Source organism: Nonomuraea sp. NPDC050202 (assembly GCF_040656115.1).
GTDB lineage: Bacteria > Actinomycetota > Actinomycetes > Streptosporangiales > Streptosporangiaceae > Nonomuraea.
In genome coordinates, this window is sequence record NZ_JBFALF010000023.1 from 158350 (window position 1) to 183422 (window position 25073).

Consider the following 25073-nt stretch of genomic DNA (forward strand, 5'->3'; position numbering starts at 1 on the left):
CCGACGTGCCGCAGGCGCCCGCGCACGGGGCGCGGGCGCCTGCGAGTTCAGCTTCCGCCGGTACGTCACCGGTCGTAGCGCGGGCTGACGTTGAGGTTGATCGAGGTCAGCAGGACGTGTGCCGTGGTGTAGCGCAGCAGGTTGGCCGGGGTCGCCGGCAGTTCCAGCGTCGCCTGCGCGTGCCTGGCGGCGGCGCCCACGGTCCTGGTCCCCAGTTGCTCGGCGGTCAGCGACTCGATCCTGGTCGAGGCGTTGAAGCGGCGATCGCCCAGGTTCAGGTAGACCGCCAGCAGTTCGGCTCGCAGCAGGGCGGACGGCGCCACCGGCAGCAGGAGCACCCTGCGGACCTCGGCCGCCGACAACACCCCGTCGGGGGCCGAGCCGTCGGCGCCGTCGAAGCGGGTGTCGGTGGCCTGCACCCGGGCCAGCAGCTCGGCCGGCCACTGGCCGCTGTGCAGCAGCCACACCGTGGGCGGGCGGGGGTCGCGGCTGGGTGGCTGCTCGGTGACCGTGGTGGTGGCCGTGGTGGTGGCGGCGGGGTAGACGCAGCCGCCCGCGCCGCCGTACCCGGCCGAGGCCCGTACCGTGACCGCGGTCCCGCCGACGGTCAGCAGGCTCGTGCGGACGGTGAACCGCGCGGTTCCCGACGCGCCGGGGGCGACGGTTCCCACGTCGTGGCGCAGTGTGCGCGGCGAGACCCCGTCGGGTGCCTCGAGCTCGACGGCCACCCCTGTGGCCGGGGCGGAGCCGGTGTTGCGGTAGGTGACGGTGTAGGTGAGCGCCTCGCCCGCGCCGGCCTCGCTCGTCGCGTCCACCTCGACGTCCATGCCGGGCACGTGGGCGGTGGTGGTGGCGGTGGCGGCGTTGTTCCCCAGCATCCATTCGGGTTCGGCCCTGCCGGAGGAGTCGCGGCCGGTGACCGTCACGCGGTTGGTCAGCACCTGTCCGTCGGTGACGGTGCACGGGACCGTGGCCGTGAGGCTCTCCTGCGCGCGTTGCCCGGCGGGCAGGTCGGGGAGGTCGCGCGTGACGTCCGGGCCCGTGGGCGGGTTGTCCGTGAGGGAGACGGCCGTGGCGGTGCCGGGTCCGGCGTTCTCCGCGGTGATCGTGTAGGTGAGCTCGTCTCCCGGCACGGCGTCACGCTTGTCCACGGTCTTGGCCACGCTGAGGTCGGCCGCCGCCAGCCCGCGCAGGTCCACGGCGTCGATCTCGTCGGGGGCGAGCCCGTGCACGCCGTCGGAGAAGTAGGGGCTGTTGCTGAAGTTGTAGACCAGCCGGTCCCAGTCGGGGTTGCTGACCAGCATCTGCCCGGGTGAGGGGTCGTCGCATCCGTCGAAGTTGGTCAGGTGGTTGAGGTCGACCGCGACCGACGGCTCCAGCTTCGCCTTGCCGTCGGGCAGGAAGTCCACCTTCCAGTTGAGGCGCTCGTTGGCGGGGGCGTGGACCCAGCGGCCGGCGCCGTTGCCGCCCCAGATGATGCGCCGCGAGCCCGCGCCGGACACGCCCGGCGCCGTGGTCTCGTCCAGCGCCGCCTCGTTGAGCGTCTGGACGTTGCTCAGCCGCTGGAAGTCCAGCGGACGGTTCGGGTCGAGGTGCTGGTCGGCGGGAAGCGAGGCCGCGGTGGCGAACTGATGCGGATAGTTCATGACGCTCAGGTAGTGGGGCTTGCAGTTGACGTTGTCCACGCTGCCGTTGTCGGTACGCCCCCCGTGCCCGAGCCCGAAGGTGTGCCCCAGCTCGTGCAGGAGCGTGGCCTGCTCGGCGTCGTCCCGGCCGCCGAACCTGTTCAGGTCCTCCGCCGCGGCGAGCCGGCCGAGCGAGACGACGAAGTCGTTGCCGCCCCGGTCGTGCAGCTCGGCCCGGCCGGAGACGGTGTTGGGCACCATGGTGCCGCCGGGCCCCGGCACACTCGCCGGGCCCAGGCCGTTGATGAAGATGCCGTAGCGGAAGTGCAGCCGCTTGAACAGCAGGATCTGGTCGCACTGCGGGCCGGCGCGGTCGGCGGGGGTGCCGAAGTGACCGTCCTCGCCGCCGTGCGTGCAGGTCCGGTCGGCCCTGCCCAGCTTGAGATCGTCGAAGTCGTCGGCGGCCCCGGGGAAGCGCTGGTCCTCGAACCACAACGACTCGCTGTACGCCAGCTCCTCGTCCTCGATCAGGTGCAACGCCAGGCCCTGCGCTCCCGTCGCCTGGTTCGTGACCAGGGCCTTGTCGAACACGCCCTCGACGGCGGCCAGCACGCCCGGCTGGGGCTTGAGGCCGGCCATCCAGTCGATCTCGACGAAGAGGTCGCGCCGCCGCGGATCGGCCCACTGCTCGAGGTGCAGGTCAATGGTGCCGTCGTCGTCGAAATCCAGGCCGCGGTGCTCGGCGTAGTCGGTGAAGCCGTCGTTGTCGCTGTCCTGGAAGGAGTAGGGCTGGACGTTGTAGCAGACCTGGACGGGATGCCCGTCCCCGCCGCCCGTCGTGCATCCCACCGGGTCGGTGAGGTCGCCCGACAGCGACCCGTCGACCAGGTCGAGCGTGAAGCGGGCCGCGGTGTCGCCGCTCCTGCGTGAGGCGTCGGCCTCGTCGTCACCGTTGGGATCCGAGGACGGATCGTCCTCCAGGATGCGGACGGCGAGGTCGACCGAGGGTAAGGAGGTCGGTACCTGGGCCTTCAACGTCCAGCCCTCCGGGACGAACACCTGCGCCGTGTCCTCCACGATGGGGGTGGTCATCGACTTGTCGCCGATGTACAGGGCGGCGAAGAAGTCGGGCTTGCCCATCCCCGAGCTCTCGATGCCCGTGCCGTCGCAGGCCGACGCGCACTCGACCGACATGATGCGCAGGACCACCTCCTGCGTGGCCGGAGCGCCGGTGCGCGCCTCGGCCGCCGGTGCTCCGCCGTACTCGGCGGGCAGGGTCAGCGCGCCCGCCACCGTGCCCATCGCCGTGCCCGCCACCACCAGCGCGGCGGCGACCACCGCCCTGCCCCATCGTGCCCGGTTGCCCATCTTCCGCTCCCTGCGTCGGTGCTGCTGGGCCTACAGGGTGGAGCGCGGGTGGGGGCGGCGCATGAGTAGGGCGTACTCAATCGCCGGCCGCCGGTCGGGATGGACGGGGCGAGCTTGATGGCCAGCGTGCTCACCGTTCATCGAGCCCTTGCAGCGGTACAGGCCGGATCGAACGGGTGCTATTTCCCTGCCGTGCTGGGCTTCCCGCTGATGGACTCCTGATAGATGTCCGCGTAGGTGCGCGAGTCCTTGATCAGGTCGTCGGCGAAGGCCGCGACGTCGTCGCCGATGAGTTCCAGGACGCCCTTGCCGGCCGCCGCGCCCCCCTCGAAGAATTCGAGGAGCTCCGTAAGCAGGGAGCCGTCAGTCAGCCCGACCGGCCCGATCTTGAAGAAGTACCTCTGCATCTCCTTGTAGACGATCTCGTAGTCCGGCGGGAGCGCCTTGACCCGTGCCAGGTGCGCCCGCCACTGCTTCTTGCCCTCGATGATGTCCCGGATGCCCACGTCAGCCTCCTAGCCGGCTCAATTTCCTGGCGACGTTCCTGTTCAACTGCTCGCGCCACCGGTCGCGGAAGCTCCGGGCCCCTTCTCCGCCGGCCAGCGCCGCGCAGAAGCCCGGGATGTCGTCACCCAGCACCTCGTGAATGCTCTGCCCATCGGCCGCCGTCTCCTCGAGCAGCCCCAGAGCACCGTCCAGGATCGGCATCAGATTCCGGCCGGTGAAATCCCCGTAGAGGAAGAGATGCGCCTTGATCTGTTCCCACGCCGCCCGGTGGTCGGCCGGCAATTCCTGGGCCCGGGCTTCGAACGCCTTCCATTCCCTGGTGAGATCGTTGCCTGTGATGGTGTCCCAGAAGTTCATCTCCCGCCCTCCTTGAGCTTGTCGATCCGTGATGAGACGTACTCCCATTTCGCCCAGAACGTCGCGAGACGGTCGCGCCCCGCGTCGTTGAGCGTGTAGAACTTGCGTGGCGGGCCCTGCTCGGAGGGTCGCTTCGTCACCTGGACGAGCCCGTTCTTCTCCAGTCGCAGCAGGATGGTGTACACCGTCCCCTCGACGACATCGGCGAAGCCGAGTTCGTTCAGCCGGCGCGTGATGGCGTACCCGTAGGTCTCCTCGCTGCCGATGATCTCGAGCACGCAGCCTTCGAGCGTGCCCTTCAGCATCTCCGTCAGGTCGTCCATCGTGGGTCCTCTTCGGTTTCTCCTAGTACTCTGTAGCACCGAGTACTGCTACACGGTATCACACAGTAGTGGTCCACAACATGGCCGGCGAGCGCAGACGGACCGCCCGGCGGGGACGTCCGTGCCGGGTCGAACGCAGTGACGATGGCGCCCGCCATACTGGTGCGATGCTGATCACCGAAGTCTCCCCGGCCGAGGATCCGCTCGGCTCGCAGTTGCTCGCCTTGCAGCGTGCCTCCTACGCGATCGAGGCCGAGCTCATCAAGGACGACCGGATCCCGCCTCTGCACGAGAGCCTGGACGACCTGCGCGCCCAACCGCTGTCGTGGCTGGGCGCGATGGTCGAGGGTGACCGGCTGGCGGGGGCGGTGGCATGGGAGGAGACGCCCGCCGAGGTGGACATCAATCGCCTGATCGTCCACCCTGCTGTGCTGCGGCGCGGGATCGGCCGGACTCTGGTCGAGGAGGTCATGGCCAGAGCGGGGGAGCGCCGGATCGTGGTGTCCACCGGGCGGGACAACGCGCCGGCCCGTGCGCTGTACGAGCGGCTCGGGTTCGGCCTGCGCGCCGAGGTCGAGGTGATCCCCGGTCTGTGGATCGCGCAATACGGCTACCCGGCAGGTTAGGGACGAAAGTCCTGTGACGACCGCCGATCGCCCTCGCTCGGTGGCCGGAGACGGTCTCCCGGAGCACAAGACCCCGGCCGACTACGTCTGGGCCGTCGCCCGGATCTCGATCGGCTGGGTCTTCCTCTGGGCCTTCCTGGACAAGACCTTCGGCTTCGGCTTCGCCACCCCGGCGGCCAAGGCCTGGATCAACGGCGGCAGCCCGACGACCGGCTTCCTCAAGGGCACCGGCGAGCACGCCCTCGGCGGCTTCTTCACCGGCCTGGCCGGGCAGGCGTGGGTGGACTGGCTGTTCATGGCCGGCCTGGCCGGCGTCGGCCTGGCCCTGCTCCTCGGCATCGGCACCCGCATCGCCGCCGGCGCCGGAACCGCGATGCTGCTCCTGATGTGGGCGGCCGAGCTGCCCCTGACCACGCCGCCCCGGCCACCCGCCCGCCCAGCCCCCAGGGCGGGCGGGTTTCGTTCGTCCGGGATCAGCCCGATGGACGCGGGTCATCGGCCGTGCAGGGGGTGGCGGAGAAAGTCTCGCGGCCGGAGCCCTCGCGTACGGTTATGCGAAAAAATCTTCCGGTATCATAATTCCGGCAACATGCTTCAGAAGAGGAGAAGTCCGCCAAGCCCTCCGTGCCCGAGAAGGACGCCATGCACGTTCACACCACTTACCGACCTGGCGACAAGCTGGAGCCCGCCTCGACGCCCCTCACCCTTGAACGCAAACGTCTGGACGGCGGAGTGCTGATCAGCGTGATCGGCGAGGTGGACATGACCAACGCGGGTCACCTGGAGAGCTACGTCGCCCGGCAGATGTCGCCGGGCGAACCGGTGGTGCTCGACCTCGGCTTGCTGACCTTCATGGACAGCAACGGCCTGCGTGCCTTGGAGAACCTCCACGCCGCCTTGCGCGAAGGCGGCACGGCCCTGCACCTGGCGGGCGTTCACGGCATCTCGGCACGGCTGCTCCAGGTCACCGGCGTGTGGCCGCTGCTGAACATCCATCCCAGCGTGGCCGAGGCCGTTCACCGTGTCCTCGGCCACGACTGGGCACCCCCTGCACAGCCGGCCTGAGCAGCCAGGTTCCTCGACGCGGACAGGACGCCGGCCGCCGGGCGTGGTGCCGCAGCTCGGAGAGGCTCCCACAGCCGCGGCATGTCCGTCCTGACGCAGTGAGCCGACCAAGGGACCGGGCACTTCCCGGGCGACCGGCCCCAGGTCATGCGCCACCCCAGACGGGCAGGTCGGCGATGTCGTCGTGCTTCCAGCCGAGCTCGTCGTGCACGGCCACGACGCCGTCGATGTTCTCCGCCAGGCGGACGGCGGTGACGGCCTGGCTGCGCTCGGCGTACGTGCCGCTCAGCGTGACGACGGCGTCGGCCACGGCGACGTCGGCCTTGCCGTGCAGGGCCTCGCGCACCTCCCGCTCGATCTCCTCGTCCAGGCGCAGGAAGACCTTGATGAGGTCGCGGCGGCTGACGATGCCGGCCAGGCGGCCGTCGGCGTCGACCACGGGCAGGCGCTTGACGCCGTAGCGGTCCATCAGCCGGGCGGCCGACACGACCGAAGCGCCGGGGGTGGTGACGTGGGCGGGGCTGGTCATGAGCGCGCCGGCGGTCTCGCCGTGGGACTTGCGGTAGCCGCTGCCCTCGCTGCCGGCGGTGTGGCGGATGCGGGCGCGCAGCGGCGGCCGGTAGCCGTCGCCGTAGTAGCGCTCCTTGAACTCCTCCTTGGCCAGCAGGTCGGCCTCGGACACGACGCCCAGCACGCGGTTGTCGTCGTCCAGCACGGGAACCCCGCTGACGCCCCGGCTGATGAGCAGCTCGGCCACGGTGTGGAAGGACGCCTTCTCGTTGACGGCGGCCACGTCGGTGGTCATCACGTTCTCGACGACGGCTCTCATGGTGATCTCCTACAGGTGCTCGACCCGGACGACGCCGGGCACGGTACGGGCGAGCACGTCGGCGATGTGGTCGGCATGCTCGTGGGGCGGCCCGCTCAGCTCGGCGACACCGTCACGCACGGTGACCTCCCAGCTCGGGCCGGACGGGTACGGCTCGCGCAACGCGGCCATGACCGCCTGGCGCAGCTCGTGGTCGGGACGGGCCGGCATCGCCATCAGATCACGGCGACCGGCCATGCCGGCGGTCCGCTCGCCGTGCGGCACGGGCAAGCTTTTGATCCCCTTGCCCACCTGGAGGCCGCATCCCCGGCTCGGCGACCCTCGGGGAACTCAGCGGACCGGACGCGTTTCGCCGGTCCGCTGGACCCAGCCCAGGAACACGCCGTCGGGGGCGTGCGTCGCCAGCGCTGCCGCGATCGAGCCGTGCAGGATGGCGTCGCCGGGCAGAGCGAGGTGGTGCTCGTCCGGCTCGTCGTAGAGGGACAGGTCGAGCCGCGCTCCCGGGTACCTGTGGACGCCGTCCACGATCACTGCTTCGCCGACGTAGGACAGGGCGACCGAGCGGAGCCTCGACCAGGGGTGGTTGTTGAGGCCCCGTTCGGTGACGGCCAGGACGCCCATTTCCTTCGCTCGCAGATTTATCCAGATATGTCCGGCGATGCCGATGACCACCACCAGCACCACGCCGACCATGAAGGCGATGTAATCCGGGGCGTTCACCCCCCGGTCCTCGGGCAGCATCGCGCCGATGACGCCGACCACGATCAGGACGACCGCGGCTACGATGATCAGCAGGCAGCCGAACATGCCCCTGCTCTGCCTGAGCGAGGCGGCCCGCAGGTCGAAGGCGGTTCCGTCGGGCGGCTGGCGGAGCACCTTCGCCGCGGCAGCGGACTGGCTCCACCGCTTGACCTCCTCGCGGCCGAGCAGTACCCCGCCGGCGACCCCGCACAGCGCGGCCGCAACCCCGATCAGCTGCGAAGGGTACACCTCGCCACCGCTGATCCCGATGGCCAGGGCGGAGCCGGCGATCAGGATCGGGCAGATCGCGAGGAGCGCCTTGCGCATCAGCCCGATGGCCATCGGCCCGCCCAACCAGACCCGGGCAAGCCAGAAATACCAGACCGAACTCCAGAACACCCCCGCGAAGATCTCGAAGGGGGCTGTATCGCTCCCCCAGACGAGCACGATGCCACCGACGAGACCGAGCCAGAGGACGGCGAGCAGGCCGACGGCCGCCTGGTGGGCGAGGGGACGACGCATGCGCGGCATCCTAGCCACGCGCGGGCACGCGCAACGGCACCGGAGTGTGGCCGGCCCGAGGATGACGTGGGATCGGCGGCTCAGCCGTCCGTCGTAACCCCGCCGGAGAGCCGTGACTTCAGGGCGGGGAAATGATCCGGAAGGACGGCCGGTCGTCATCGATCTCCGCGTCGAGCATCTTGTCGTCCAGGAATGAGGCGGCGGTCGATTCGAGGTACACCCGTACGCCTTCCGCCTCGATTATCTGATCGTTGGGGTGCGGGCCACCCGAGACCGACAGCTCGAGAGATCTGCCGGAGCCGTTGGTGGAGGAGGCTGCGATGCGCAGCCCGGTGTCCGGCGGGGTTTCCGGTTGTGTGGTCAGATCGCGTATCGCCGCGACCGCGTCGGCGGTCAGCGTGAGCACGGCAACTCCTCGAGCTTGGCGGACTCCTTGGCCGGCACGGAGTGGTCGCCCGCTCCGATGCCCGATGAGAGGCGTGCCCGCGCTGGGCCAGCCAATAACCCCAATAAGGGGCAAATGGTGTCAATTACGGCGTACTGTCCGCGTTGCCGCCCGCTGAATCCCGGCGCATGCGTCACCACGTGGAGTGCTGATCACAAGCGCAACATCACGGTCACCGGCGCACGCCCGGGCGGGCCGGAGCTCACGCGGCTACCGGCCTCACTGCGGGAGCGGTGAGAAGTGAGAAGACGGTTCAGGCGGCTTGCCGAGGGTACGGGAGGGGACTCGGCGCACCAGAGCGCTGGGCGTGCACCCAGCTAGGAACCCTTCATGAGACTGGATCTCAGTGTCAGCCTGTCCGCAGGCGCACCCGTCGTCTGCGTAGGCGGCGAGGTCGATCTGCTCACCGCTGATGATCTGTACGAATTCCTCGCCACGGTGATCCGGCAGCGCGGCCCGCGGCTGAGCGTGGACCTGCGGCGCGTGACCTTCATGGACTCGCGCGGCGCCGCCGCCGTGCTGCGGGCGCGCAGGCTGGCCCGCTCGCTCGGCGGGAACCTCACGCTGGTCGGTCCCAGCGCTCCGGCGGCGCTGGTGCTGCGGGCCGTCCTGCCCGACCAGGACCTGGCACCACCAGGCCGGACCGCGGCGGCTCCCCGGTCCCGGCATCCGCATCCACTCGGCTGAACGGGATGCGGAGAGGGCTCCAGAACCGTGAGTGATCGGCAGGTCGTGCGTGTCGATGCCGTGGGGCACGACGCCCGGAACTGGGTGTCCACGGCAGGCAACCTAGGAACCGGGTGGCCGTGCGACCATGCCGTCCACGGCAAGGCGGGCGCCGGCGATCCGGTCCGGCAGGTGTGCGGCCAGATGGTCGACCAGATCGCCGACCCGACGGGGCACGTGGACATCGTCCGGCAGGAGTGCGTAGATGTCGGCAGGCGGTGTCGGTACCCCGGGCAGCACGCGCACCAGGGCGCCGCTCTCCAGGTGCGGCCGGACCTGCCATTCCGAGCGCATGATCACGCCGCGGCCCTGCAGCGCCCAGTCGGTCACGATGTCCCCGTCGTTGCTGGACAGGCGGCCGTGCACGCGTATCTGGCGCGGGTTCCCGGCGTCGCCGAAGCGCCACAGGGCGAAGTCGCCCTCGTTCTCGCGGAGCACGATGCAGTCGTGCTCGGCCAGGTCCTCCACCCGTTCGGGCGCTCCGCTCCGTTCCAGATAGGACGGCGCGGCGCAGGGAACTCGACGGTTCTGCGCCAGCCGGCGCATCCGCAGCGAGGAGTCCGGCGGCGTTCCGACGTGGACGGCCACGTCGAACTCGCGCCGGTGCGGCCGCAGGGGCAGCGCCGTCGTGCGGAGCTGGATGCCGAGCCGGGGATGCCGGGCGGCGAACTCGCCGAGCAGCGGCGCCACGTGCGCGCGTCCGAGACCCAGGGTCGCCTGGACCACGACGGAGCCCCGCAGATCGCCGGAACGATGGGTGACCAGGTCCTCGAGCTCGCGGACCTGGTCGAGGATCGTCTCCAGGCGCGCGGCGTAGACCTCCCCCTCGGAGGTCAGCGCGAGCCGGCGCGTGCCCCGGTGCACCAGGCGCACGTCGAGCCGGCGTTCCAGGGCGCTGAGGCGCTTGCTGACGACAGGCAGGGAGCAGTCCAGCTCGCGGGCGGCCGCCGTGAGCGTTTCGCTGGAGGCGACCACCCGGAAGAAGTGGAGGTCGTCCATCGAGGTGGTCATCGCGTCGCGGCGCGGGGGGCGCGAAGCGGACGTCTTTCCATGAGCGAAAGGATAGGTTGCCCCGGTCATCCTTGTCGTGGCGTGCCCCGCCGACGAGGGTGGAGGCGCGCCCGCACCGGGCGCGTGCACTGTCGACGAGGCCGGAGGAGCGCCTGTGTCCCACCGTTACCGCATCGCTGTCATCCCGGGCGACGGCATCGGGCGTGAGGTCGTCCCGGAAGGGCTGCGGTGCCTGCGGGCCGCCGCGGAGATCCACGGGTTCGAGCTGGAGACCGTCGAGTTCGGGTTCGCCTGCGCCGACTACTGGGTGCGGCACGGCGAGATGCTGCCGCCGGACTGGAAGGAGGTGCTCGGCGGCTTCGACGCGATCTTCTTCGGCGCGGTCGGGTGGCCCGAGACCGTGCCCGACCACGTGTCGCTGTGGGGCAGCCTCCTGAAGTTCCGCCGTGAGTTCGACCAGTACGTCAACCTGCGGCCGGTCCGGCTGCTGCGCGGGGTGCGCAGCCCGCTGCGTGATCGCGGGCCGGGCGACATCGACTTCCTGGTCGTCCGCGAGAACACCGAGGGCGAGTACTCGAGCATCGGGGGCCGGATCTTCGAGGGCACCGACCGCGAGACGGTCGTGCAGGAGACCGTGATGACCCGGACCGGGGTGGACCGGGTGCTGCGGTACGCGTTCGAGCTGGCCGGCTCGCGGCCACGCAAGCACCTGACGTGGGCGACCAAGAGCAATGGCATCTCCATCACGATGCCGTACTGGGACGAGCGCGCGGCCTTGATGGCGGAGCGGTACCCGGACGTGACCGCGGACAAGGACCACATCGACATCCTCGCGGCCAAGTTCGTCCTGCGTCCCGAGCAGTACGACGTCGTCGTCGCCAGCAACCTCTTCGGGGACATCCTCTCCGACCTCGGGCCGGCGTGCGCGGGGACGATCGGGATCGCCCCCAGCGCCAACATCAACCCCGACCGCACCTGGCCTAGCCTGTTCGAGCCGGTGCACGGCTCGGCCCCCGACATCGCCGGACGCGGCATCGCCAACCCGGTCGGCCAGATCTGGAGCGGCGCCATGATGCTCGACCACCTGGGGGAGCCCGCCGCGGCGGCGCGGATCGTGGGCGCGATCGAGAGCGTGCTCGACGAGCGACCGGAGGTGCTCACCCCCGACCTCGGCGGCTCCGGGACGACCCCGGCTCTCGGCGCGGCGATCGCCGCCGGGATCGCGGCCGGGGTGTCCGCGTGACGCGGCCGGCAGCCGAAGGTCACCACGGCGTCATGACACCGTCCTGACACTCCTCGTCGATCACGCGCCCTGACCCCCGGGGAGCCGGGCATGGCCCTTCAGGACGGGGCGATGGATGCCGTCGCCGGTGTCGTGGGCGCGGCGAGCAGGTCCCCGAGCCCGCCGCGGGCGTCCTCGATCACGAGCGCCTCGGCCGCTGCCGAGTCACGCACCCGCAACGCCCGGACGAGCGCACGATGGCTCGTGTAGCGGTGCAGGCCGAACTCGGCGTCGCGGCCGATCCGTTCGATCAGCCTGGCCCGGCGCTCCGGCCACGAGAACACCCGGGTCTGGTCGAGCAGCCGCACGAGGACCGGGTTGCCGGCGCAGGACTCGACGACCTCGTTGAAGCGCTGCATGGCGTCGAGCAGCCGGCCGAGGTGCCGCGACGGCTCCTGGCCGGCCTTCTGCCGCTGCTTGATGAGGATCAGCAGGTCGTCGGCCTCGTCGAGGATGGCGTCGAGCTGGTCCAGTTGCTCCGGGGACGCGTGCCGGGCGGCGAAGCGAGCCACCATCCCGCGCAGGGCCACCTCGACCTCCGCGAGGTCCTGGATCGCGACGTCGCCGAACGTGGCCACCTGCACCGTCCTCGGTCCGGTCCGTTCGAGCAGGCCGTCCTGCTCCAGGCGCCGGATGGCCTCGCGCACCGGCGTCGGGCTGACCGACAGCCGCTCGGCGAGCCCCCGTTCGGTGACCTTCTGGCCGGGACGCAGCTCTCCGATCGTGATCGCGTCCCGTATGGCGCGGTACGCGCGGTCGGCCAGGGTGCTGGCCGCCAGGCCCTTCAACGTCTCATCCACCATACGAGCAGCCTATCTGCCATGGCAAAAATAGGTTGCGACGCTTGACCGATTTGCTATAGCAACCGTAGCGTTGTGCCGGCCACAACGGCAGGTGAAGGGAAGGTGCCCCATGTCGACGACGAGCGGGCAGCGCACGCAAGCGGGACGGATCACGTTCTTCGTTTCCCTGGCGGTCTTCGCGCAGGAGTCGACGTGGAACCTCTACGACTCGCAGGTACCGCCGTTGCTGCGCGAGCACATCGGCAGTGCCGCTCTCGTCGGGCTGCTCATGGGGATGGACAACCTGCTCGGCATCTTCATCCAGCCGTGGATGGGCAACCGGTCGGACAACACCCGTACCTCGTGGGGAAGACGCATCCCGTACCTCGTCGTCGGGATGCCGCTGGCGGCACTGCTGTTCCTCGCCATCCCGCACGCCGCGGCCGCGCTGCCCCTGCTGGTCCTGGTGATGTTCGCCTACGCGCTGGTCGCGAACTCGTTCAAGCCCGTCGCCGAGTCCCTGCTCCCGGACTTCATCCCGCCGCGGCGCCGGAGCCGGGCCAACGCGGTGGTCAAGATCGCGTCGAGCCTCACGGTGATGGCCGCGGCGCTGATCAGCATCTTCCTGATCGACGACTTCCCGAGGTTGTCGTTCGCGATTCCCGCGGCCCTGATGGTGGCCTCCATGGTCGTGCTCGCCACGAAGCTGCGGGACAGCCGGTCCCCGGCCTACCAGGCGGCGCTCGTGGAGGACCGCGAGCGGCAGGGAACGACGTCAGCGGGCGTGCGGGCACGGGTGCGGGTGCGGGACATCGTGCTCGACATCGTGCGGGATCCGGACCGCAGCAGGTTATGGCTCATCGCGTCCATCCTCCTGTTCGGCGGTGCGTGGGCCGCCTCCCGGGCGCTCGTCACGCCGTACGGCATGGAGGTGCTGGGCCTGTCCCGCGGCGATGCGGGCGGGCTGGCCCTGCCCAGCGGAGTGGCCTTCATCGTGGCGGCGTACCCGGTGGCGATGCTCGCGGAGCGCTTCGGCCGGCTGCGCGTGATGATGGCCGGGATGGCGGTGTTCGCCGCCGGCTTGGTGCTCGGCACCGTGGTGCAGACGCCGGCCGGTGCCGTGGCCGGCCTGTGCGTCGCGGCGGCGGGTGCGTCCTCGTTCCTGGTCAACGCGGTCGTCGTGCTGTGGAACCTCGCCCCCTCCGACGGTGTGGTCGGCACCTACACCGGTCTCTACACCGTCGGATGGGTGGGCGGCGGCTTCCTCGGGCCGGCGGTGGTCGGCGCCATGGTCGACCTGACGAGCTGGTCCCTGCTGCTGATCCACGCCTCGGTCATCGCGGTCGTCGCCGTGCTGGCGGTCGCCCGGGTCAGTGCCCTGCAACGACGCTCTTCCTCCGGACGTGTGCTGTGACGGCGACCCGCGTGCTGATCACCACGGACTACCTCCGCCCCGGCGACGAGGTCGACGAGTTCCTGAGACGCTCCGGGCTGGAGACCGTGCACCTGCCCATGATCGGCCGGCGCGATCCCGAGCAGCTCGTGGCGGCGCTGGCCGGGATCGACGCCGCGCTGGTGGCCAACGAACCGCTGACGGCCGACGTCCTCGCCCGCGTGCCGAGGCTGAGGGTCATCGTGCGGACAGGCGTGGGCTACGACTCGGTCGACGTCGCCGCCGCGGCCCGGCTGGGGATCAGCGTGAGCAACCTGCCCGGCATCAACGCCAACGCCGTCGCCGAGTACACCATGGGCCTGTTGCTCGCCGGCGCCCGGCGTCTCGTGCAGTCCGCACACGGGGTGGCGCGGGGCGCCTGGCCGCGTGAGGACGGACGCGAACTGCGCGGATCGACCCTCGGGCTCATCGGCTACGGCGCGTCGGCGCGGGCGGTGGTGCCGCTGGCTCGCGCCTTCGGCATGAGCGTGGTCTGCACCACCGGCGTGCCGGCGCGGTTGCGGAGCGACCCCTCGGTCCGGTTCGTCGATCTGCCCGAGCTGCTGGCCACCGCCGACCACGTCTCGGTGCACACCGCGCTCACGGAACGGACCCGAGGCCTGCTCGGCGAGTCGGCGTTCAAGCGGATGAAGCCGACAGCGCTGCTGGTCAACACCGCGCGTGGCGCCATCGTGGACGAGGACGCGCTCGTCGCGGCCGTGCGGGCGGGAGAGATCGCGGGCGCCGCGCTCGACGTCGTGAGCGAGGAGCCGCTTGCGCCGGACAGCCCGCTGCGCGGCGTGGACGGCATCGTCGTCTACTCCCACCTGGCCGGGCAGACCGCCGAGGCACGAGCCGCCGCAGGGCGCAGAGGGGCCGAGGAACTCGTGGCGGCGCTCGAAGGCCGAGCGCAGTTCCCGGTGAACTGACACGGAGAGAAAGAGGGACATGGACAGCGAACCCGTCAAGTCGGTCCGGGTCCTGTCGCCGAGCGGCATGCTCGGCGCCGGCTGGGACCACGCGACGATCGAGCGCGGCATCGCCCTGGGTGCCGACGTCATCAGCATCGACGCCGGGTCGACGGACTCCGGCCCCTACTACCTGGGCTCCGCGACCCCCAAGACGACGGCCCAGGCGGTGGCACGCGACCTGCGCAGCCTGCTGACGGCCGCGTCCGGCGCCGGCATACCCGTGATCGTGGGCTCCTGCGGTACGAGCGGGACCGACAGCGGCGTCGACTGGGTCGCCGGGATCGCGGCCGAGGTGATGGCGGAGGAGGGCCTGGACCTGAAGGTCGCCCGGATCTACAGCGAGCAGGACGCCGCGGAGTTGAAGGAGCTCCTCGGCGCCGGCCGGATCCACCCGCTGCCACCGCTGGGGCCGCTGCGGCCGGAGACCCTCGAGAGCTGCACCCACATCGTCGGCGCGATGGGCCACGAACCGATCGTCGCGGCGCTCCGTGCCGGTGCCCAGGTCGTGCTCGCCGGCCGGGCCACCGACACGGCGGTGGCCGCCGCCTACCCGCTCATGAAGGGCATGCCCGCCGGGCCGGCGTGGCACGCCGCCAAGATCGTCGAGTGCGGCGGTCAGTGCACCGGCAACCCGCGCGCGGGCGGGGTCCTGGCCACCATCGACGCCGACGGCTTCTCCATCGAACCGCTCGACCCAGCGGTGTCGTGCACGCCGATCTCGGTGGCCGCCCACATGCTCTACGAGACCGCGAACCCGTTCGAGATGCGGGAGCCCGACGGCACCCTCGACGTCCGGGACGCGCGGTACACCGCGGTCGACGACCGGATCGTCCGCGTCGAGGGGTCGAGGTTCCACGTCGCCGACCAGTACACGATCAAGCTGGAAGGCGCCCGGATCACCGGCTACGAGACCATGTCGTTCACCGCGATCAGGGACCCCCTCATCCTCGCCGACATCGACGCCTGGGCGGACCTGATGCGCACGATGATCACGCAGCGGGTGGGCCAGACGCTGGGGCTGGACGACGACGAGTACGCCTTCGACCTGCGCCTCTACGGCCACAACGCGGTGCTGGACGACCTCGAGCCCGAGAGCGGGCCGCCGCGGGAAGTGGGCGTGGTGCTGCTGGTCAACGCGCCCGACCAGGCGACGGCCACGGCGATCGCCAAGGTCGCCAACCCGCTGATGCTGCACCTGCCGACGCCGGCGATGCACTACCTGCCGAGCCTCGCGTTCGCGTCCTCGCCGGCCGAGGTCGAGCGCGGCGCGGCGTACGAGTTCGTGCTGAACCACGTCGTCGACTGCGCCGACCCGACGAGCCTGTTCCGCATCGAGATGGGGGAGAACGCGGATGCCTGAGACCACCCTGGCGGACCTCGCCCACGAGGTCCGGTCCAAGAACGCGGGCCCGTTCTGGGTCACCATGGAGCTCTTCATGCGCGACGCGGAGGGGTACCGGATCGCCGCGGACGAGTCCTTCCTGAACGAACGCGTGATCGCCGAGCTCTACCGGGTCGAGGAGAGCACGGTCCAGCTGTTCCGGATCCCCTCGCTGAACGTCGTGAAGATCTCCTTTCCGCGTCCCGTCAGCCAGGGATCGCTCCGGGACCGCGACATGCACGCCGGCCAGCACCACGTCCCGCTCGCGCGCATGCCGATCAAGCGGCCGGCCGGCCGCGATCGCTGACGACCAGGGCTCCCGGGCGGCTGCGCCGTGCTTGCACGACCGCGGCGACCCTGCGATGCACAACGGTCCGGCAACGACGGGGTCGCGCTGCCGCCCAGCGCCGTCCGCCCCGTGGCCGGGACGACGAGCGGTGCGGGCGTGCTAGCGCTGCAGCCGCACGGGATCGGCGGTTCCGCTGCGGCGGACGATCCAGGCCTCGGTGATGTGCTGGAACATCGCCTCGGCGGCGCCGTCGGGATCGTGGGCGGCGATGCGTTCGTAGATGCGGCGGTGGCCGAGGTTCGACGCCACGCACAGGGCCCGCTCGGTCCGGCCCAGGTATCGGGCGGTGTTGACGACCTGGCCTTCCAGCGACCGTACGACGCCACGGGCGATGCGGTTGCCCGACGCCCGCATGATGGTGTCGTGGAAGGCGCGGTCGCTCTCGGCGTACGTGGCCGGGTCGTCCACCAGCTCGTCCATCTGATCCACCAGGGCGCGTAGCCGATCGATGGTGTCCGGCCCGGCCAGGCGGGCGGCGACGTTGGCCATGTCGGACTCCAGCACGCGCCGCGTCACGACGAGGTCGTCGAGGATCGCGAGGCTCTCGTCCACGGCGATGGTGGCGGTGAGGACGAGCTCGTCGAGCATGTCCCACGTCGCCGGTTGGGTCACCATGGTGCCGGAACCCTGGCGGACCTGTACCAGCCCCTTCTCCTGCAGGATCTTCACTGCCTCCCGCACGACGGTGCGGCTCACGGAGAACGCCTCGCACAGCGCGGGCTCGGGGGGCAGCGGTGTCCCCGGCGGGTGCACGCCGCGAACGATGCGCTCCACCAGCTCGGCTGTCACCGCTCTGGCCAGACTCGCCGGGCGGCGCACCCAGGCCGGTGGCGCCGGGTCGCTGCCGGCCGTTTCCTGCGATGCCGTCATGTCGCCTCCGGTGCCCTGGCACGTCAGTATACGGGAACCCTCTTGCCGCCAGACGTCATACGAATTACGTTTGGCCGCAGACGGCCGGATCCGGTGGCCGCTCCCGGGAAGCGGGTGGCGATGAAGCAGCGAGCGTTATGGTCGGCCTTGATGGCCGCGGCACTGGCCGTGGCCGGCTGCGGGAGCGCCACCCGGACGGACTCCCCGTCCGGGGACTCGCAGCAGAAGCAGCACAAGCTCGTGGTCTGGGACTGGAAGTCAGGTGAACCGGCCGCCGCGGCCTACATCGGCAAGGCGAAGGCGGACTTCGCCAAGCGGCATCCCGGCGTCACCGTCGAGTTCGTCGCCCAGCCGTTCGACCAGTACTACACCCTGCTCGGCTCGGCCATCCAGGCCGGCAAGGGCCCCGACGTCATGCTCTTCAACGGGGGCGGGCAGCTCCGCGACCGGGCCGGCGCGCTCCTTCCGCTGGACCCGTACGTGGCCGGGGACAGGAGCCGGCTGGCGGGCTGGGAGGCGTTCAGCAAGGACGGCAAGGTCTACGCCGCGCCGGTGACCCTGCAGGGGCACCCGATCTACTACAACAAGACGCTCTACGAGAAGGCCGGCCTCGATCCCGCCGCCCCGCCCAAGACCTGGGACGAGTTCGTCAGCGGCTGCGCCGCCATCAAGAAGGCGACCGGGGCCACCTGCTTCGCGCTCGGCAACAAGGAAGGCATCGGGATCCAGTTCTTCCTGTCGGGCCTCGGCTCCGGAGTCCTGACGCCCCGGGAGTACGACGACTGGATCGCCGGGAAGCGCGACTGGACCTCTCCGCACGTGCGGCGGATCTTCGAGCTGTGGAAGGAGTCCGGCGACAAGGGGCTGAACAACGACGGTGCCAACTCCACCGCGATGTTCACCGACATCTTCAGCGTCTTCGAGACCGGCAAGGCCGCTCACATCATCGGGCTGATGTCGGACATCGGGCACTGGAAGGATTTCGGAGAGTTCCTGCCACCCGACAAGATCGGCGTCATGCGGGCCCCGGTCGTCACCGGCGCTGCTGCCCCGAGCCTTCCGTTCGACGGCGGCATCGGCTACGCGGTCGCGAAGTGGACCAAGGACCCCGCGCTGGCCGCCGATCTGGTGCGATCGCTGACCTCGACCGACGCCTTGACGGCGTTCTACGCCGAGGCCGGCGCGATCGCGTCCGACACGACGATCGACGTCTCGCAGGCCGGCCCGGCCGCCACCGCGATCGCCGCCGGGATCAAGACCGGCAGGCCCGCCCTGCACGTGGCGCTGTCCTCCAAGACCCTGGACGTGATGGGAAGGCTGTCCCAGCAGCTCCTGAGCGGATCGACCACCGTGGACAAGGCCATGGAGCAGCTGGCCGCCTCCGACCGGACGGGCTGACCGCGTGCCGATCGGAGGCCCTTCGCCGTTGGCCCGCCCGGCCGGCTCGGCGCGGGCCGGCGGAGTGACCGTGAAGCAACAGGCCCGTACGGCAGCCCGGCCGTCCTCCCGCAAGGTGCGCTCCGAGCGCCTGGCGCCCTACGTCCTGGTGGCCCCGGCCGTACTGATCATCGTGGCGCTGCGCCTGTGGCCGCTGGCCCTGGGGGTCAACTTCTCCTTCACCGGTGACGGCGAGCTCAACGGAACCCCCGTGGGGCTGGGCAACTACCTGGAGCTGGCCGGCGACCCGCTGTTCCACACCTCGCTGCGCAACGTCGGGCTGCTGGTCCTGCTGCTTCCCCTGGCGGTGGCGATTCCGGGCCTGCTCGCGACCTTCATCTATCTGCGCGTGCCGGGTCACCGGGTCTACCGCAGCGTCTACTTCTTCCCGGCCGTGCTCTCCCCGGTGATCGTCGGCGCGATCTTCAACCTCCTGCTCGGGTACGACGGCCCGTTGAACTCCGCCCTCGCGGTGATCGGCGCCGGCCCCGTCGACTGGCTCGGCGATCCGGGCATCGCCATGTTCACGGTGGTCGGCGTGCACGTCTGGGCGACGTTCGGGATGGCCCTGGTGGTGTTCCTCGCGGGCTTCAGCACCCTGGACGCCTCGCTGCTGGACGCGGCCCGCGTGGACGGCGCGTCGCTGCGCCAGATCATCCGGCACGTGATCATCCCGAGCCTGACCCGCACCATCCAGTTCGTCTTCGTGACGACGATGATCGGAATGCTGACCTCCATGTTCGGCCTGCTCTTCGTGATGACCAGTGGGGGCCCGGAGGGGGCCACCTACCTGCCGGAGTACTACATCTGGCACCAGCAGGGACAGATGAACCGGCCGGCGCTCGCCTCGGCCGCCTCGACGGTGCTCTTCGTCGTCATGCTCGTGGTGGGGCTCCTGCAGATCACCCTGCTCCGCCGCACGGGGAGGCAGGACTGATGCCCGGGATGCGTCTGGCCAGGTGGGCGGCCGCCGTGCCGATGGCCGTGCTCGCGCTGGCGACGATCTATCCACTCGTGTTCACCGGCAACGTCGCGATGAAGACCCGTCGCGACTACGTCCTCGACCGGTTCGCCCCGGCGGGCTCCCTGCGCTGGGACAACCTCGCCGAGGCGTGGGCCGGCGCCGGCATGGCGCGGTACTTCGTCAACTCGTTCGTCGTCGTGGCGTGCGCCGTGGCCCTGCTGCTGCTGTTGGGGTCGATGGCGGGCTTCGCGCTGGCCCGGCTGCGCTTCCGCGGCTCCTCGGTGATCTTCCTGGGCTGTCTCGCGGGGCTGTTCATCCCGTTCCAGGTGATCATGGTTCCGCTCACCAGGGTCATGGCCGACACCGGGCTCATCGACACCTATCCGGGCCTCGTCCTGGCCTACGTCGCCCAGTTCCTGCCGTTCACCGTCTTCCTGATGACGAGTCACTACAGGACCATCCCGGCGGAGATCGTGGACGCGGCCAGGATCGACGGCAACACGGTGTACGGCGTGTACCGGCGGATCATGCTCCCGCTGGGCGTTCCGGCGCTGCTGTCGGTCGGCATCCTCGACGCCCTGTTCTGCTGGAACGACGTGCTCATCGCCCTGCTCATGATGCCGTCGCCGGAGCATCGCACCCTCATGATCGGGGTCAACGCGCTGCGCGGGCAGTACTCCGGTGACATCCCCACCTTCGCCTCGGGGGTCCTGATCGCCGCGGTGCCCGTACTGATGATCTATCTGTTCCTCCAGCGCCAGATAGCCGACGGCGTCACAGCCGGTTCCACGAAGGGCTGACATGCGGATCACTGGGTATCGGACCATGACGACGGTGCAGGAATGGGGCCGTCCCGTCGGTGACGTCAACGGTGTCTTCGCCGACGGAGCCGTACCGGTGCCGCTCGTCATGGTGGACACCGACGAGGGGATCACCGGCGTGGGTCTCGGGCCGCACGTGGAGATCGAGACGGTCTTCGCCGCGATCGAGGGCGAGGATCCGCGCGGCGTGACGGCGCTCTACGACCGCATGCTGCGGCGGACCTTCAAGGCCGGCCACGCCGGCGCCGTGTTCGGCACGATCGGCGCACTCGACACCGCCCTGTGGGACATCAAGGCGCAGGCGGCCGGTGAGCCGCTCTGGCGCCTGCTCGGCGGGCGCGACCGGGAGGTGCCCGCCTACGCCTCCGGCCTCGACATCGGCCTGACCGACGACGAACTCGTCTCGGTCTACCAGGTCTACGCCGAGCACGGCCTGCGCGCGGCCAAGATCAAGGGCGGTCTCGACATCGAACGCGACCGGCACCGCCTGACGCTGGTGCGGGACGTGCTGACCGAGGCGGGGCGCGGCGCGCGGCCGGGCCTGATGCTCGACGTGAACGAGGCCTGGACCCGCAAGCAGGCGGTCCGGCACGTCTGCGAGCTCGAACGCACGCTGGATCTGACGTGGATCGAGGAGCCGGTGCGGCGGTGGGACGCCGAAGGCCTGGCCGCCGTCGGTCGCGGGGTCCGCGCCTCCGTCGCCACGGGGGAGAACCTCACCGGGCTCGAGCAGTTCCGTCCGCTGCTGGCCGCGGGGGCCGTGGACGTCGTCCAGACGGCCGTCGTCTGGGGGGTGTCCCACTTCCTCCGGGTGTCCGCGCTGGCGCACGCCCACGACCTGCCGGTCAGCCCGATCGGCGCCACGCCCGTCGCGCTGCTGCACGCCGCGACGTCGGTGCCGAACCACCTGGCCAGCGAGTTGCAGGATCTGCGCCCGCCGCTCGGACTGTCGCTCGACCTGCACGTCGAGGACGGCGCGTTCGTCCTCGGCGACGCGCCGGGCCTCGGCATCGCGGTCGACGAGCAGGCGGTCAACACGTCCGTCCGCAGGCCGGACCCCAGGGCTGCCGAGGGCCCCCACACCCGGCCGGAGCACGCCGGACGACGGCTGCTGGCGGTCGCCAACTGCTCCTCCGCGGCGAGGTCTCCGGGATGAGCGGGAGCCTTGCGCGGCCGAGGCCCGCCGTCGCCCGCGACCGGATCAGTGGGACGAGAAGAACAGGCGCTGCTGGATCTCCCTGCGGTAGTCGTCGAGGGTGTTGTCGATGTGCGTGGCCGCCGACTGGGCGGCCGCTTCGGGGTCGCCGGCCCGGATGGCCTGGTAGATGGCGTCGTGCTCCTCCACGGCCTTGGCGGCGTGCCCGCCCACCGAGCCGCGCAGGCCGATGAGGCTCGACTGTGCCTGCAGCCTGCGGGCCTCCCGCACGGCGACCTGGAGGAACATGTTGTGCGAGGCGGCGGCGATGGCGGTGTGGAAGGCGTTGTCGCCCTCGTTGAACAGTTCCTCGCGTCCGGTCTCGAAGCCGTGGCGGCACAGGCCGGCCGCCTCCTCGATGGCCCTCAGCTCGGCAGGGGTGGCGCGCCGGGCGGCCAGCCTGCTGGTCTCCATCTCCTGCGCCCGGCGGAACTCGAACAGCATGTAGACGTGGTCGAGGTCGGTGGGGAGGAAGAAGGACCCCCAGCGCCCGGTGCCGAACATGCCCTCGTCGTCGGCCACGTACAGGCCGCGGCCCTTCTGGGCGCGTACCCGGCCGAGCGCGGAGAGGATCTTCACCGCCTCGCGCACCACGGTGCGGCTGGTGCCCAGTTGCCGGGCCAGCTCGTTCTCGGTCGGCATGCGGTCACCCGGGCGCAGGCCCAGCCTGACGATCAATTCCAGCACCTGCTCGGCGGCCACCTCGTAGCCCGGCCGGTATCCGCTCTCACGCGGGGTGTCGGTCACCGTGCTTCCTCCTCGCCATTCCCAGCAAGAGTATGACCGATGAGCCGATCGCGCCCGATGAGTACGACACATATGAACGGTTCATTCGGGAAGGGTAGGCGGGCTCGTACACAGCGCCCGGTGAATCTGCAGGTGAAGGCGCAAAAACGCTCACTTCGGCCACACTTCCCGGGTGCGGATCGCGAAATAAGCACGCTTAAAGTCTTGACGGGTATCCATACTCTGCGGGTAATTGGTAGCGAGGCCGGCGCCCCTACCCCCCAAAGGAACGACTGTGCCATTACCTTCGCCCGTCACGATGCCGAGACCGACCTTGATCGGCATCGTCACCGCCGCGCTGGCCGCGGCGTTCGCCCTCGTAGCCCCCGCCACCCCGGCCCTCGCGGCCACCACGACCCTGTACGCGTCACCCGCCGGCACCGGCACCGCCTGCACCGCCACCCAGCCGTGCTCGCTGTCCGCGGCGCAGGCGGCGGTACGTTCGCTGAACGCCGGGATGTCCGGCGACATCGTCGTGGAGCTGGCCGGCGGGGTGTACCGGCTGTCCGAGCCGCTCCGGCTGACCGCCGCCGACTCCGGGAACAACGGCTACACCGTCAGATGGCAGGCCGCGGCGGGGGCCGTCCCCGTCATCAGCGGAGCCAGGGCCGTCACCGGATGGACCGTCGCCGACCCGGGAAAGAACATCTGGCGCGCCGGCGTCGGCGCCGGGATCGACACCCGGCAGCTGTACGTCGACGGCGCCCTCGCCACCCGGGCGCGCACCGCCGTCAACCGGTCCGACTTCACCGCCAGCAGCACCGGGATGAGGTTCACCAGCGGCGCGCTGAGCTACCTGAACAACCTCGCCAACCAGGGCCGCGTCGAGATGGAGAGCGTCGGCTCCTTCACCGACCGGTACGCGCCGGTGCAGAGCATCAGCGGCGGCCTCATCACGATGCGGCAGCCCGCCTGGAACAACAACAACTTCGGGTACGACACCTTCACCAGCCCGCACCGGGCGGGGCCGCTCTACCTGGTCAACGCCTACGAGTTCCTCGACTCGCCGGGGGAGTGGTACCTCGACCCCGCGACCGGCGCCCTGTCCTACATCCCGCGCGCCGGGCAGAACATGGCCAACGTCAGCGTGGAGCTGCCGGTGCTCCAGTCGCTGGTGCACGTCGGCGGAACCTACGACGCGCCCGCGCACCACATCACGTTCAGCGGGATCACCTTCACCGGCACGAGCTGGCTCGGCCCCAGCGGCAACCAGGGCTACGTGGACCAGCAGACCGGCGCCTACATCGCCGGCAACTGGAGCTGGCCCGCCTTCACCTCCTGCCACCAGGGCTGCCGGCAGTTCGAGGCGACCCGGCCGAACTGGTTCCAGATGCCCGCCGCCGTGCAGGTCTCCGCGGCGAACACCGTCACCTTCACCGACTCGCGCTTCGTCAACCTGGGACAGACGGCCATCGGCATCGGCAACGACGCCAACGCGCACGCCAGCGGCGTCGGCCTGGGCGCCGCCGACATCACGATCACCCGGTCGGAGATCGCCCACAGCTCGGCCGGCGGCATCGTGGCCGGCGGCGTGCGCGGCGACGCGCACCACCCGAGCGACCAGCGGATGGTCAACCGGAACATCACCGTCAGCCACAACCGCATCCACGACCTCGGCCTGGACCACCGGGGCGTCGTCTCGGTCCTGACCACCTACGTCACCAACACCGACGTCTCCCGCAACGAGGTCTACAACCTGCCGTACACCGGCATGTCGATCGGGTACGGCTGGGGCGCCAACGAGCCGGGCGGCAGCACCCACTACGCCGACCGCGGCCTGTACGACTTCCAGCCGCGCTACACCACGCCCACCACCGCCTCCGGCAACCGGCTCGTCGGCAACTACGTGCACGACGTCATGCAGCAGATGACCGACGGCGGCTGCATCTACACGCTGTCGTGGAACCCGGGCGCGGTGATCAGCGACAACCACTGCCTGCGTACCAACGGCTGGTTCGGCATCTACTTCGACGAGGGCTCGCGGTACTACACCGTCAGGAACAACGTGCTGTCGAACACCGGAACCTGGGCCACCGCCAACTACTGGTACGGCGAGAACATGGGCAACTTCACCGTCACCGGCAACTGGTCGACCAACGGCAGCACCAACGTGACCAACGGAGACCGCGGCAACGTGGTGAACAACAACGTCACCGTCGCCAACGGCGCCTGGCCGGCCGGAGCCCAGGCCGTGATCGCGGCCGCCGGCCCCCAGGGCGGGCCTTCGGGCAGCACGAGCCCGCTGCGGGGCGTGGCGTCGAACCGGTGCCTGGACGTCACCGGCACGTCGCAGGCCAACGGCGCGCAGGCGCAGCTGTGGGACTGCAACGGGCAGCCCAACCAGCAGTGGACCACCACCAGCGCCGGTGAGCTGCGGGTCTACGGCACCAAGTGCCTGGACGTGAACGGCGCCGGCACCGCCGACGGCACCAGCGTGATCATCTGGGACTGCAACGGCCAGAACAACCAGAAGTGGCGCCTCAACGCCGACGGCACCGTCACCGCCGTCGGCGCGAACAAGTGCCTGGACGTCAGCGGCGCCGCCACCGCCAACGGCACCAAGGTGCACATCTGGACCTGCCACGGCGGAGCCAACCAGAAGTGGACCCGCGCCTGACACCGTCCGTCCGACGACGGCCCACGTCCCCCACCGTGGGC

Annotated in this window: 25 protein-coding genes and 1 pseudogene; 14 read left to right on the forward strand and 12 right to left on the reverse strand. The window is 70.6% G+C overall.

Annotation, left to right across the window (positions count from 1 at the left end; genetic code table 11):
* Window positions 1-65: 65 nt before the first annotated feature.
* The 4 genes from AB0I79_RS42335 to AB0I79_RS42350 form a co-directional block, all read right to left on the reverse strand.
* The gene (locus AB0I79_RS42335) at window positions 66-2993 is read right to left on the reverse strand and encodes an NEW3 domain-containing protein (protein ID WP_357885838.1); all 2928 of its coding nucleotides are present in this window, start codon (window positions 2991-2993) and stop codon (window positions 66-68) included.
* Window positions 2994-3172: 179 nt separating this feature from the next.
* On the reverse strand, window positions 3173-3499 hold the full coding sequence (locus tag AB0I79_RS42340) for a DUF1048 domain-containing protein (RefSeq protein ID WP_357885840.1): 327 nt from the start codon (window positions 3497-3499) through the stop codon (window positions 3173-3175).
* 1 nt (window position 3500) lies between these two features.
* On the reverse strand, window positions 3501-3857 hold the full coding sequence (locus AB0I79_RS42345; RefSeq protein WP_357885842.1) for a DUF1048 domain-containing protein: 357 nt from the start codon (window positions 3855-3857) through the stop codon (window positions 3501-3503).
* Complete coding sequence (locus AB0I79_RS42350; RefSeq protein WP_357885844.1) at window positions 3854-4180, reverse strand: PadR family transcriptional regulator; 327 nt, start codon at window positions 4178-4180, stop codon at window positions 3854-3856. The genes AB0I79_RS42345 and AB0I79_RS42350 overlap by 4 nt, the downstream gene beginning before the upstream one ends.
* 167 nt (window positions 4181-4347) lie before the next feature.
* Between AB0I79_RS42350 and AB0I79_RS42355 the strand changes: the two genes are divergently transcribed.
* The 3 genes and pseudogenes from AB0I79_RS42355 (at window position 4348) to AB0I79_RS42365 (ending at window position 5871) form a co-directional block, all read left to right on the forward strand.
* Window positions 4348-4806 carry a GNAT family N-acetyltransferase gene (locus AB0I79_RS42355; RefSeq protein ID WP_357885846.1) on the forward strand — a complete coding sequence of 153 codons (459 nt, stop codon included), beginning with the start codon at window positions 4348-4350 and terminating at the stop codon, window positions 4804-4806.
* Between the two features lie 40 nt (window positions 4807-4846).
* Window positions 4847-5221: pseudogene (locus AB0I79_RS42360) on the forward strand (hypothetical protein); the annotation flags it as partial.
* A 317-nt stretch (window positions 5222-5538) separates the two neighbouring features.
* On the forward strand, window positions 5539-5871 hold the full coding sequence (locus tag AB0I79_RS42365) for an STAS domain-containing protein (RefSeq protein WP_357885848.1): 333 nt from the start codon (window positions 5539-5541) through the stop codon (window positions 5869-5871).
* Window positions 5872-6016: 145 nt separating this feature from the next.
* Here the strand turns inward: AB0I79_RS42365 and AB0I79_RS42370 are convergent, their stop codons facing one another.
* The 4 genes from AB0I79_RS42370 to AB0I79_RS42385 all read right to left on the reverse strand — a co-directional run bounded on the left by AB0I79_RS42370 (window position 6017) and on the right by AB0I79_RS42385 (window position 8369).
* Window positions 6017-6700 carry a CBS domain-containing protein gene (locus AB0I79_RS42370; RefSeq protein WP_357885850.1) on the reverse strand — a complete coding sequence of 228 codons (684 nt, stop codon included), beginning with the start codon at window positions 6698-6700 and terminating at the stop codon, window positions 6017-6019.
* A 9-nt stretch (window positions 6701-6709) separates the two neighbouring features.
* The gene (locus tag AB0I79_RS42375) at window positions 6710-6970 is read right to left on the reverse strand and encodes a BON domain-containing protein (RefSeq protein ID WP_357885852.1); all 261 of its coding nucleotides are present in this window, start codon (window positions 6968-6970) and stop codon (window positions 6710-6712) included.
* Window positions 6971-7030: 60 nt separating this feature from the next.
* Window positions 7031-7963 carry a hypothetical protein gene (locus tag AB0I79_RS42380; RefSeq protein ID WP_357885854.1) on the reverse strand — a complete coding sequence of 311 codons (933 nt, stop codon included), beginning with the start codon at window positions 7961-7963 and terminating at the stop codon, window positions 7031-7033.
* A gap of 118 nt (window positions 7964-8081) precedes the next feature.
* Entirely contained in the window at window positions 8082-8369 is a 288-nt protein-coding gene (locus AB0I79_RS42385; protein WP_357885856.1) for a Fe-S cluster assembly protein HesB, read from the reverse strand.
* 369 nt (window positions 8370-8738) lie between these two features.
* Here AB0I79_RS42385 and AB0I79_RS42390 point away from each other — a divergent pair, with 369 nt between their 5' ends.
* Window positions 8739-9095 carry an STAS domain-containing protein gene (locus AB0I79_RS42390; RefSeq protein WP_357885858.1) on the forward strand — a complete coding sequence of 119 codons (357 nt, stop codon included), beginning with the start codon at window positions 8739-8741 and terminating at the stop codon, window positions 9093-9095.
* Between the two features lie 102 nt (window positions 9096-9197).
* Here the strand turns inward: AB0I79_RS42390 and AB0I79_RS42395 are convergent, their stop codons facing one another.
* Window positions 9198-10133, reverse strand: coding sequence for a LysR family transcriptional regulator (locus tag AB0I79_RS42395; RefSeq protein ID WP_357885860.1), 936 nt, complete (start codon window positions 10131-10133; stop codon window positions 9198-9200).
* Window positions 10134-10299: 166 nt separating this feature from the next.
* Between AB0I79_RS42395 and AB0I79_RS42400 the strand changes: the two genes are divergently transcribed.
* Window positions 10300-11388, forward strand: coding sequence for a tartrate dehydrogenase (locus AB0I79_RS42400; RefSeq protein ID WP_357885862.1), 1089 nt, complete (start codon window positions 10300-10302; stop codon window positions 11386-11388).
* A gap of 98 nt (window positions 11389-11486) precedes the next feature.
* Here the strand turns inward: AB0I79_RS42400 and AB0I79_RS42405 are convergent, their stop codons facing one another.
* Window positions 11487-12230, reverse strand: a complete 744-nt coding sequence (locus AB0I79_RS42405; RefSeq protein ID WP_357885864.1) for a GntR family transcriptional regulator — start codon at window positions 12228-12230, stop codon at window positions 11487-11489.
* 109 nt (window positions 12231-12339) lie between these two features.
* On the opposite strand from AB0I79_RS42405, the gene AB0I79_RS42410 reads away from it, so the two are divergent.
* The 4 genes from AB0I79_RS42410 to AB0I79_RS42425 are packed head-to-tail and all read left to right on the forward strand — an operon-like array spanning window position 12340 to window position 16300.
* Window positions 12340-13623 (forward strand): MFS transporter, encoded by a 1284-nt coding sequence (locus tag AB0I79_RS42410; protein ID WP_357885866.1) that lies wholly within the window; start codon window positions 12340-12342, stop codon window positions 13621-13623.
* An 11-nt stretch (window positions 13624-13634) separates the two neighbouring features.
* Window positions 13635-14570, forward strand: coding sequence for an NAD(P)-dependent oxidoreductase (locus AB0I79_RS42415; RefSeq protein ID WP_357885868.1), 936 nt, complete (start codon window positions 13635-13637; stop codon window positions 14568-14570).
* Between the two features lie 19 nt (window positions 14571-14589).
* Window positions 14590-15972, forward strand: coding sequence for an acyclic terpene utilization AtuA family protein (locus tag AB0I79_RS42420; RefSeq protein WP_357885870.1), 1383 nt, complete (start codon window positions 14590-14592; stop codon window positions 15970-15972).
* Window positions 15965-16300, forward strand: a complete 336-nt coding sequence (locus AB0I79_RS42425; protein ID WP_357885872.1) for a DUF4387 domain-containing protein — start codon at window positions 15965-15967, stop codon at window positions 16298-16300. Before AB0I79_RS42420 ends, AB0I79_RS42425 begins: the two co-directional genes overlap by 8 nt.
* Window positions 16301-16441: 141 nt before the next feature.
* On the opposite strand, the gene AB0I79_RS42430 is transcribed toward AB0I79_RS42425, so the two are convergent.
* Window positions 16442-17212, reverse strand: a complete 771-nt coding sequence (locus tag AB0I79_RS42430) for a FadR/GntR family transcriptional regulator (RefSeq protein WP_357885874.1) — start codon at window positions 17210-17212, stop codon at window positions 16442-16444.
* Window positions 17213-17362: 150 nt separating this feature from the next.
* Here AB0I79_RS42430 and AB0I79_RS42435 point away from each other — a divergent pair, with 150 nt between their 5' ends.
* The 4 genes from AB0I79_RS42435 to AB0I79_RS42450 all read left to right on the forward strand — a co-directional run bounded on the left by AB0I79_RS42435 (window position 17363) and on the right by AB0I79_RS42450 (window position 21590).
* Window positions 17363-18610, forward strand: a complete 1248-nt coding sequence (locus tag AB0I79_RS42435) for an extracellular solute-binding protein (protein ID WP_357885876.1) — start codon at window positions 17363-17365, stop codon at window positions 18608-18610.
* Between the two features lie 70 nt (window positions 18611-18680).
* Window positions 18681-19586, forward strand: coding sequence for a sugar ABC transporter permease (locus AB0I79_RS42440; RefSeq protein ID WP_357885878.1), 906 nt, complete (start codon window positions 18681-18683; stop codon window positions 19584-19586).
* Window positions 19586-20413, forward strand: a complete 828-nt coding sequence (locus AB0I79_RS42445) for a carbohydrate ABC transporter permease (RefSeq protein ID WP_357885880.1) — start codon at window positions 19586-19588, stop codon at window positions 20411-20413. The genes AB0I79_RS42440 and AB0I79_RS42445 overlap by 1 nt, the downstream gene beginning before the upstream one ends.
* A 25-nt stretch (window positions 20414-20438) precedes the next feature.
* Window positions 20439-21590 (forward strand): mandelate racemase/muconate lactonizing enzyme family protein, encoded by a 1152-nt coding sequence (locus AB0I79_RS42450; RefSeq protein ID WP_357885882.1) that lies wholly within the window; start codon window positions 20439-20441, stop codon window positions 21588-21590.
* 45 nt (window positions 21591-21635) lie between these two features.
* Here AB0I79_RS42450 and AB0I79_RS42455 read toward each other — a convergent pair whose 3' ends face one another.
* Window positions 21636-22376 (reverse strand): FadR/GntR family transcriptional regulator, encoded by a 741-nt coding sequence (locus AB0I79_RS42455; protein WP_357885883.1) that lies wholly within the window; start codon window positions 22374-22376, stop codon window positions 21636-21638.
* A 298-nt stretch (window positions 22377-22674) separates the two neighbouring features.
* Between AB0I79_RS42455 and AB0I79_RS42460 the strand changes: the two genes are divergently transcribed.
* The gene (locus tag AB0I79_RS42460; RefSeq protein WP_357885885.1) at window positions 22675-25032 is read left to right on the forward strand and encodes an RICIN domain-containing protein; all 2358 of its coding nucleotides are present in this window, start codon (window positions 22675-22677) and stop codon (window positions 25030-25032) included.
* Window positions 25033-25073 lie beyond the last annotated feature (41 nt).

Bases quoted from the DNA above. Each gene is read 5' to 3' on its own strand.
- AB0I79_RS42335 (WP_357885838.1), bottom strand. From the start codon at position 2,993: ATGGGCAACCGGGCACGATGGGGCAGGGCGGTGGTCGCCGCCGCGCTG.
- AB0I79_RS42345 (WP_357885842.1), bottom strand. From the start codon at position 3,857: ATGAACTTCTGGGACACCATCACAGGCAACGATCTCACCAGGGAATGG.
- AB0I79_RS42350 (WP_357885844.1), bottom strand. From the start codon at position 4,180: ATGGACGACCTGACGGAGATGCTGAAGGGCACGCTCGAAGGCTGCGTG.
- AB0I79_RS42355 (WP_357885846.1), top strand. From the start codon at position 4,348: ATGCTGATCACCGAAGTCTCCCCGGCCGAGGATCCGCTCGGCTCGCAG.
- AB0I79_RS42370 (WP_357885850.1), bottom strand. From the start codon at position 6,700: ATGAGAGCCGTCGTCGAGAACGTGATGACCACCGACGTGGCCGCCGTC.
- AB0I79_RS42380 (WP_357885854.1), bottom strand. From the start codon at position 7,963: ATGCGTCGTCCCCTCGCCCACCAGGCGGCCGTCGGCCTGCTCGCCGTC.
- AB0I79_RS42390 (WP_357885858.1), top strand. From the start codon at position 8,739: ATGAGACTGGATCTCAGTGTCAGCCTGTCCGCAGGCGCACCCGTCGTC.
- AB0I79_RS42395 (WP_357885860.1), bottom strand. From the start codon at position 10,133: ATGGACGACCTCCACTTCTTCCGGGTGGTCGCCTCCAGCGAAACGCTC.
- AB0I79_RS42405 (WP_357885864.1), bottom strand. From the start codon at position 12,230: ATGGTGGATGAGACGTTGAAGGGCCTGGCGGCCAGCACCCTGGCCGAC.
- AB0I79_RS42410 (WP_357885866.1), top strand. From the start codon at position 12,340: ATGTCGACGACGAGCGGGCAGCGCACGCAAGCGGGACGGATCACGTTC.
- AB0I79_RS42420 (WP_357885870.1), top strand. From the start codon at position 14,590: ATGGACAGCGAACCCGTCAAGTCGGTCCGGGTCCTGTCGCCGAGCGGC.
- AB0I79_RS42425 (WP_357885872.1), top strand. From the start codon at position 15,965: ATGCCTGAGACCACCCTGGCGGACCTCGCCCACGAGGTCCGGTCCAAG.
- AB0I79_RS42430 (WP_357885874.1), bottom strand. From the start codon at position 17,212: ATGACGGCATCGCAGGAAACGGCCGGCAGCGACCCGGCGCCACCGGCC.
- AB0I79_RS42435 (WP_357885876.1), top strand. From the start codon at position 17,363: ATGGCCGCGGCACTGGCCGTGGCCGGCTGCGGGAGCGCCACCCGGACG.
- AB0I79_RS42445 (WP_357885880.1), top strand. From the start codon at position 19,586: ATGCCCGGGATGCGTCTGGCCAGGTGGGCGGCCGCCGTGCCGATGGCC.
- AB0I79_RS42450 (WP_357885882.1), top strand. From the start codon at position 20,439: ATGACGACGGTGCAGGAATGGGGCCGTCCCGTCGGTGACGTCAACGGT.
- AB0I79_RS42460 (WP_357885885.1), top strand. From the start codon at position 22,675: ATGCCGAGACCGACCTTGATCGGCATCGTCACCGCCGCGCTGGCCGCG.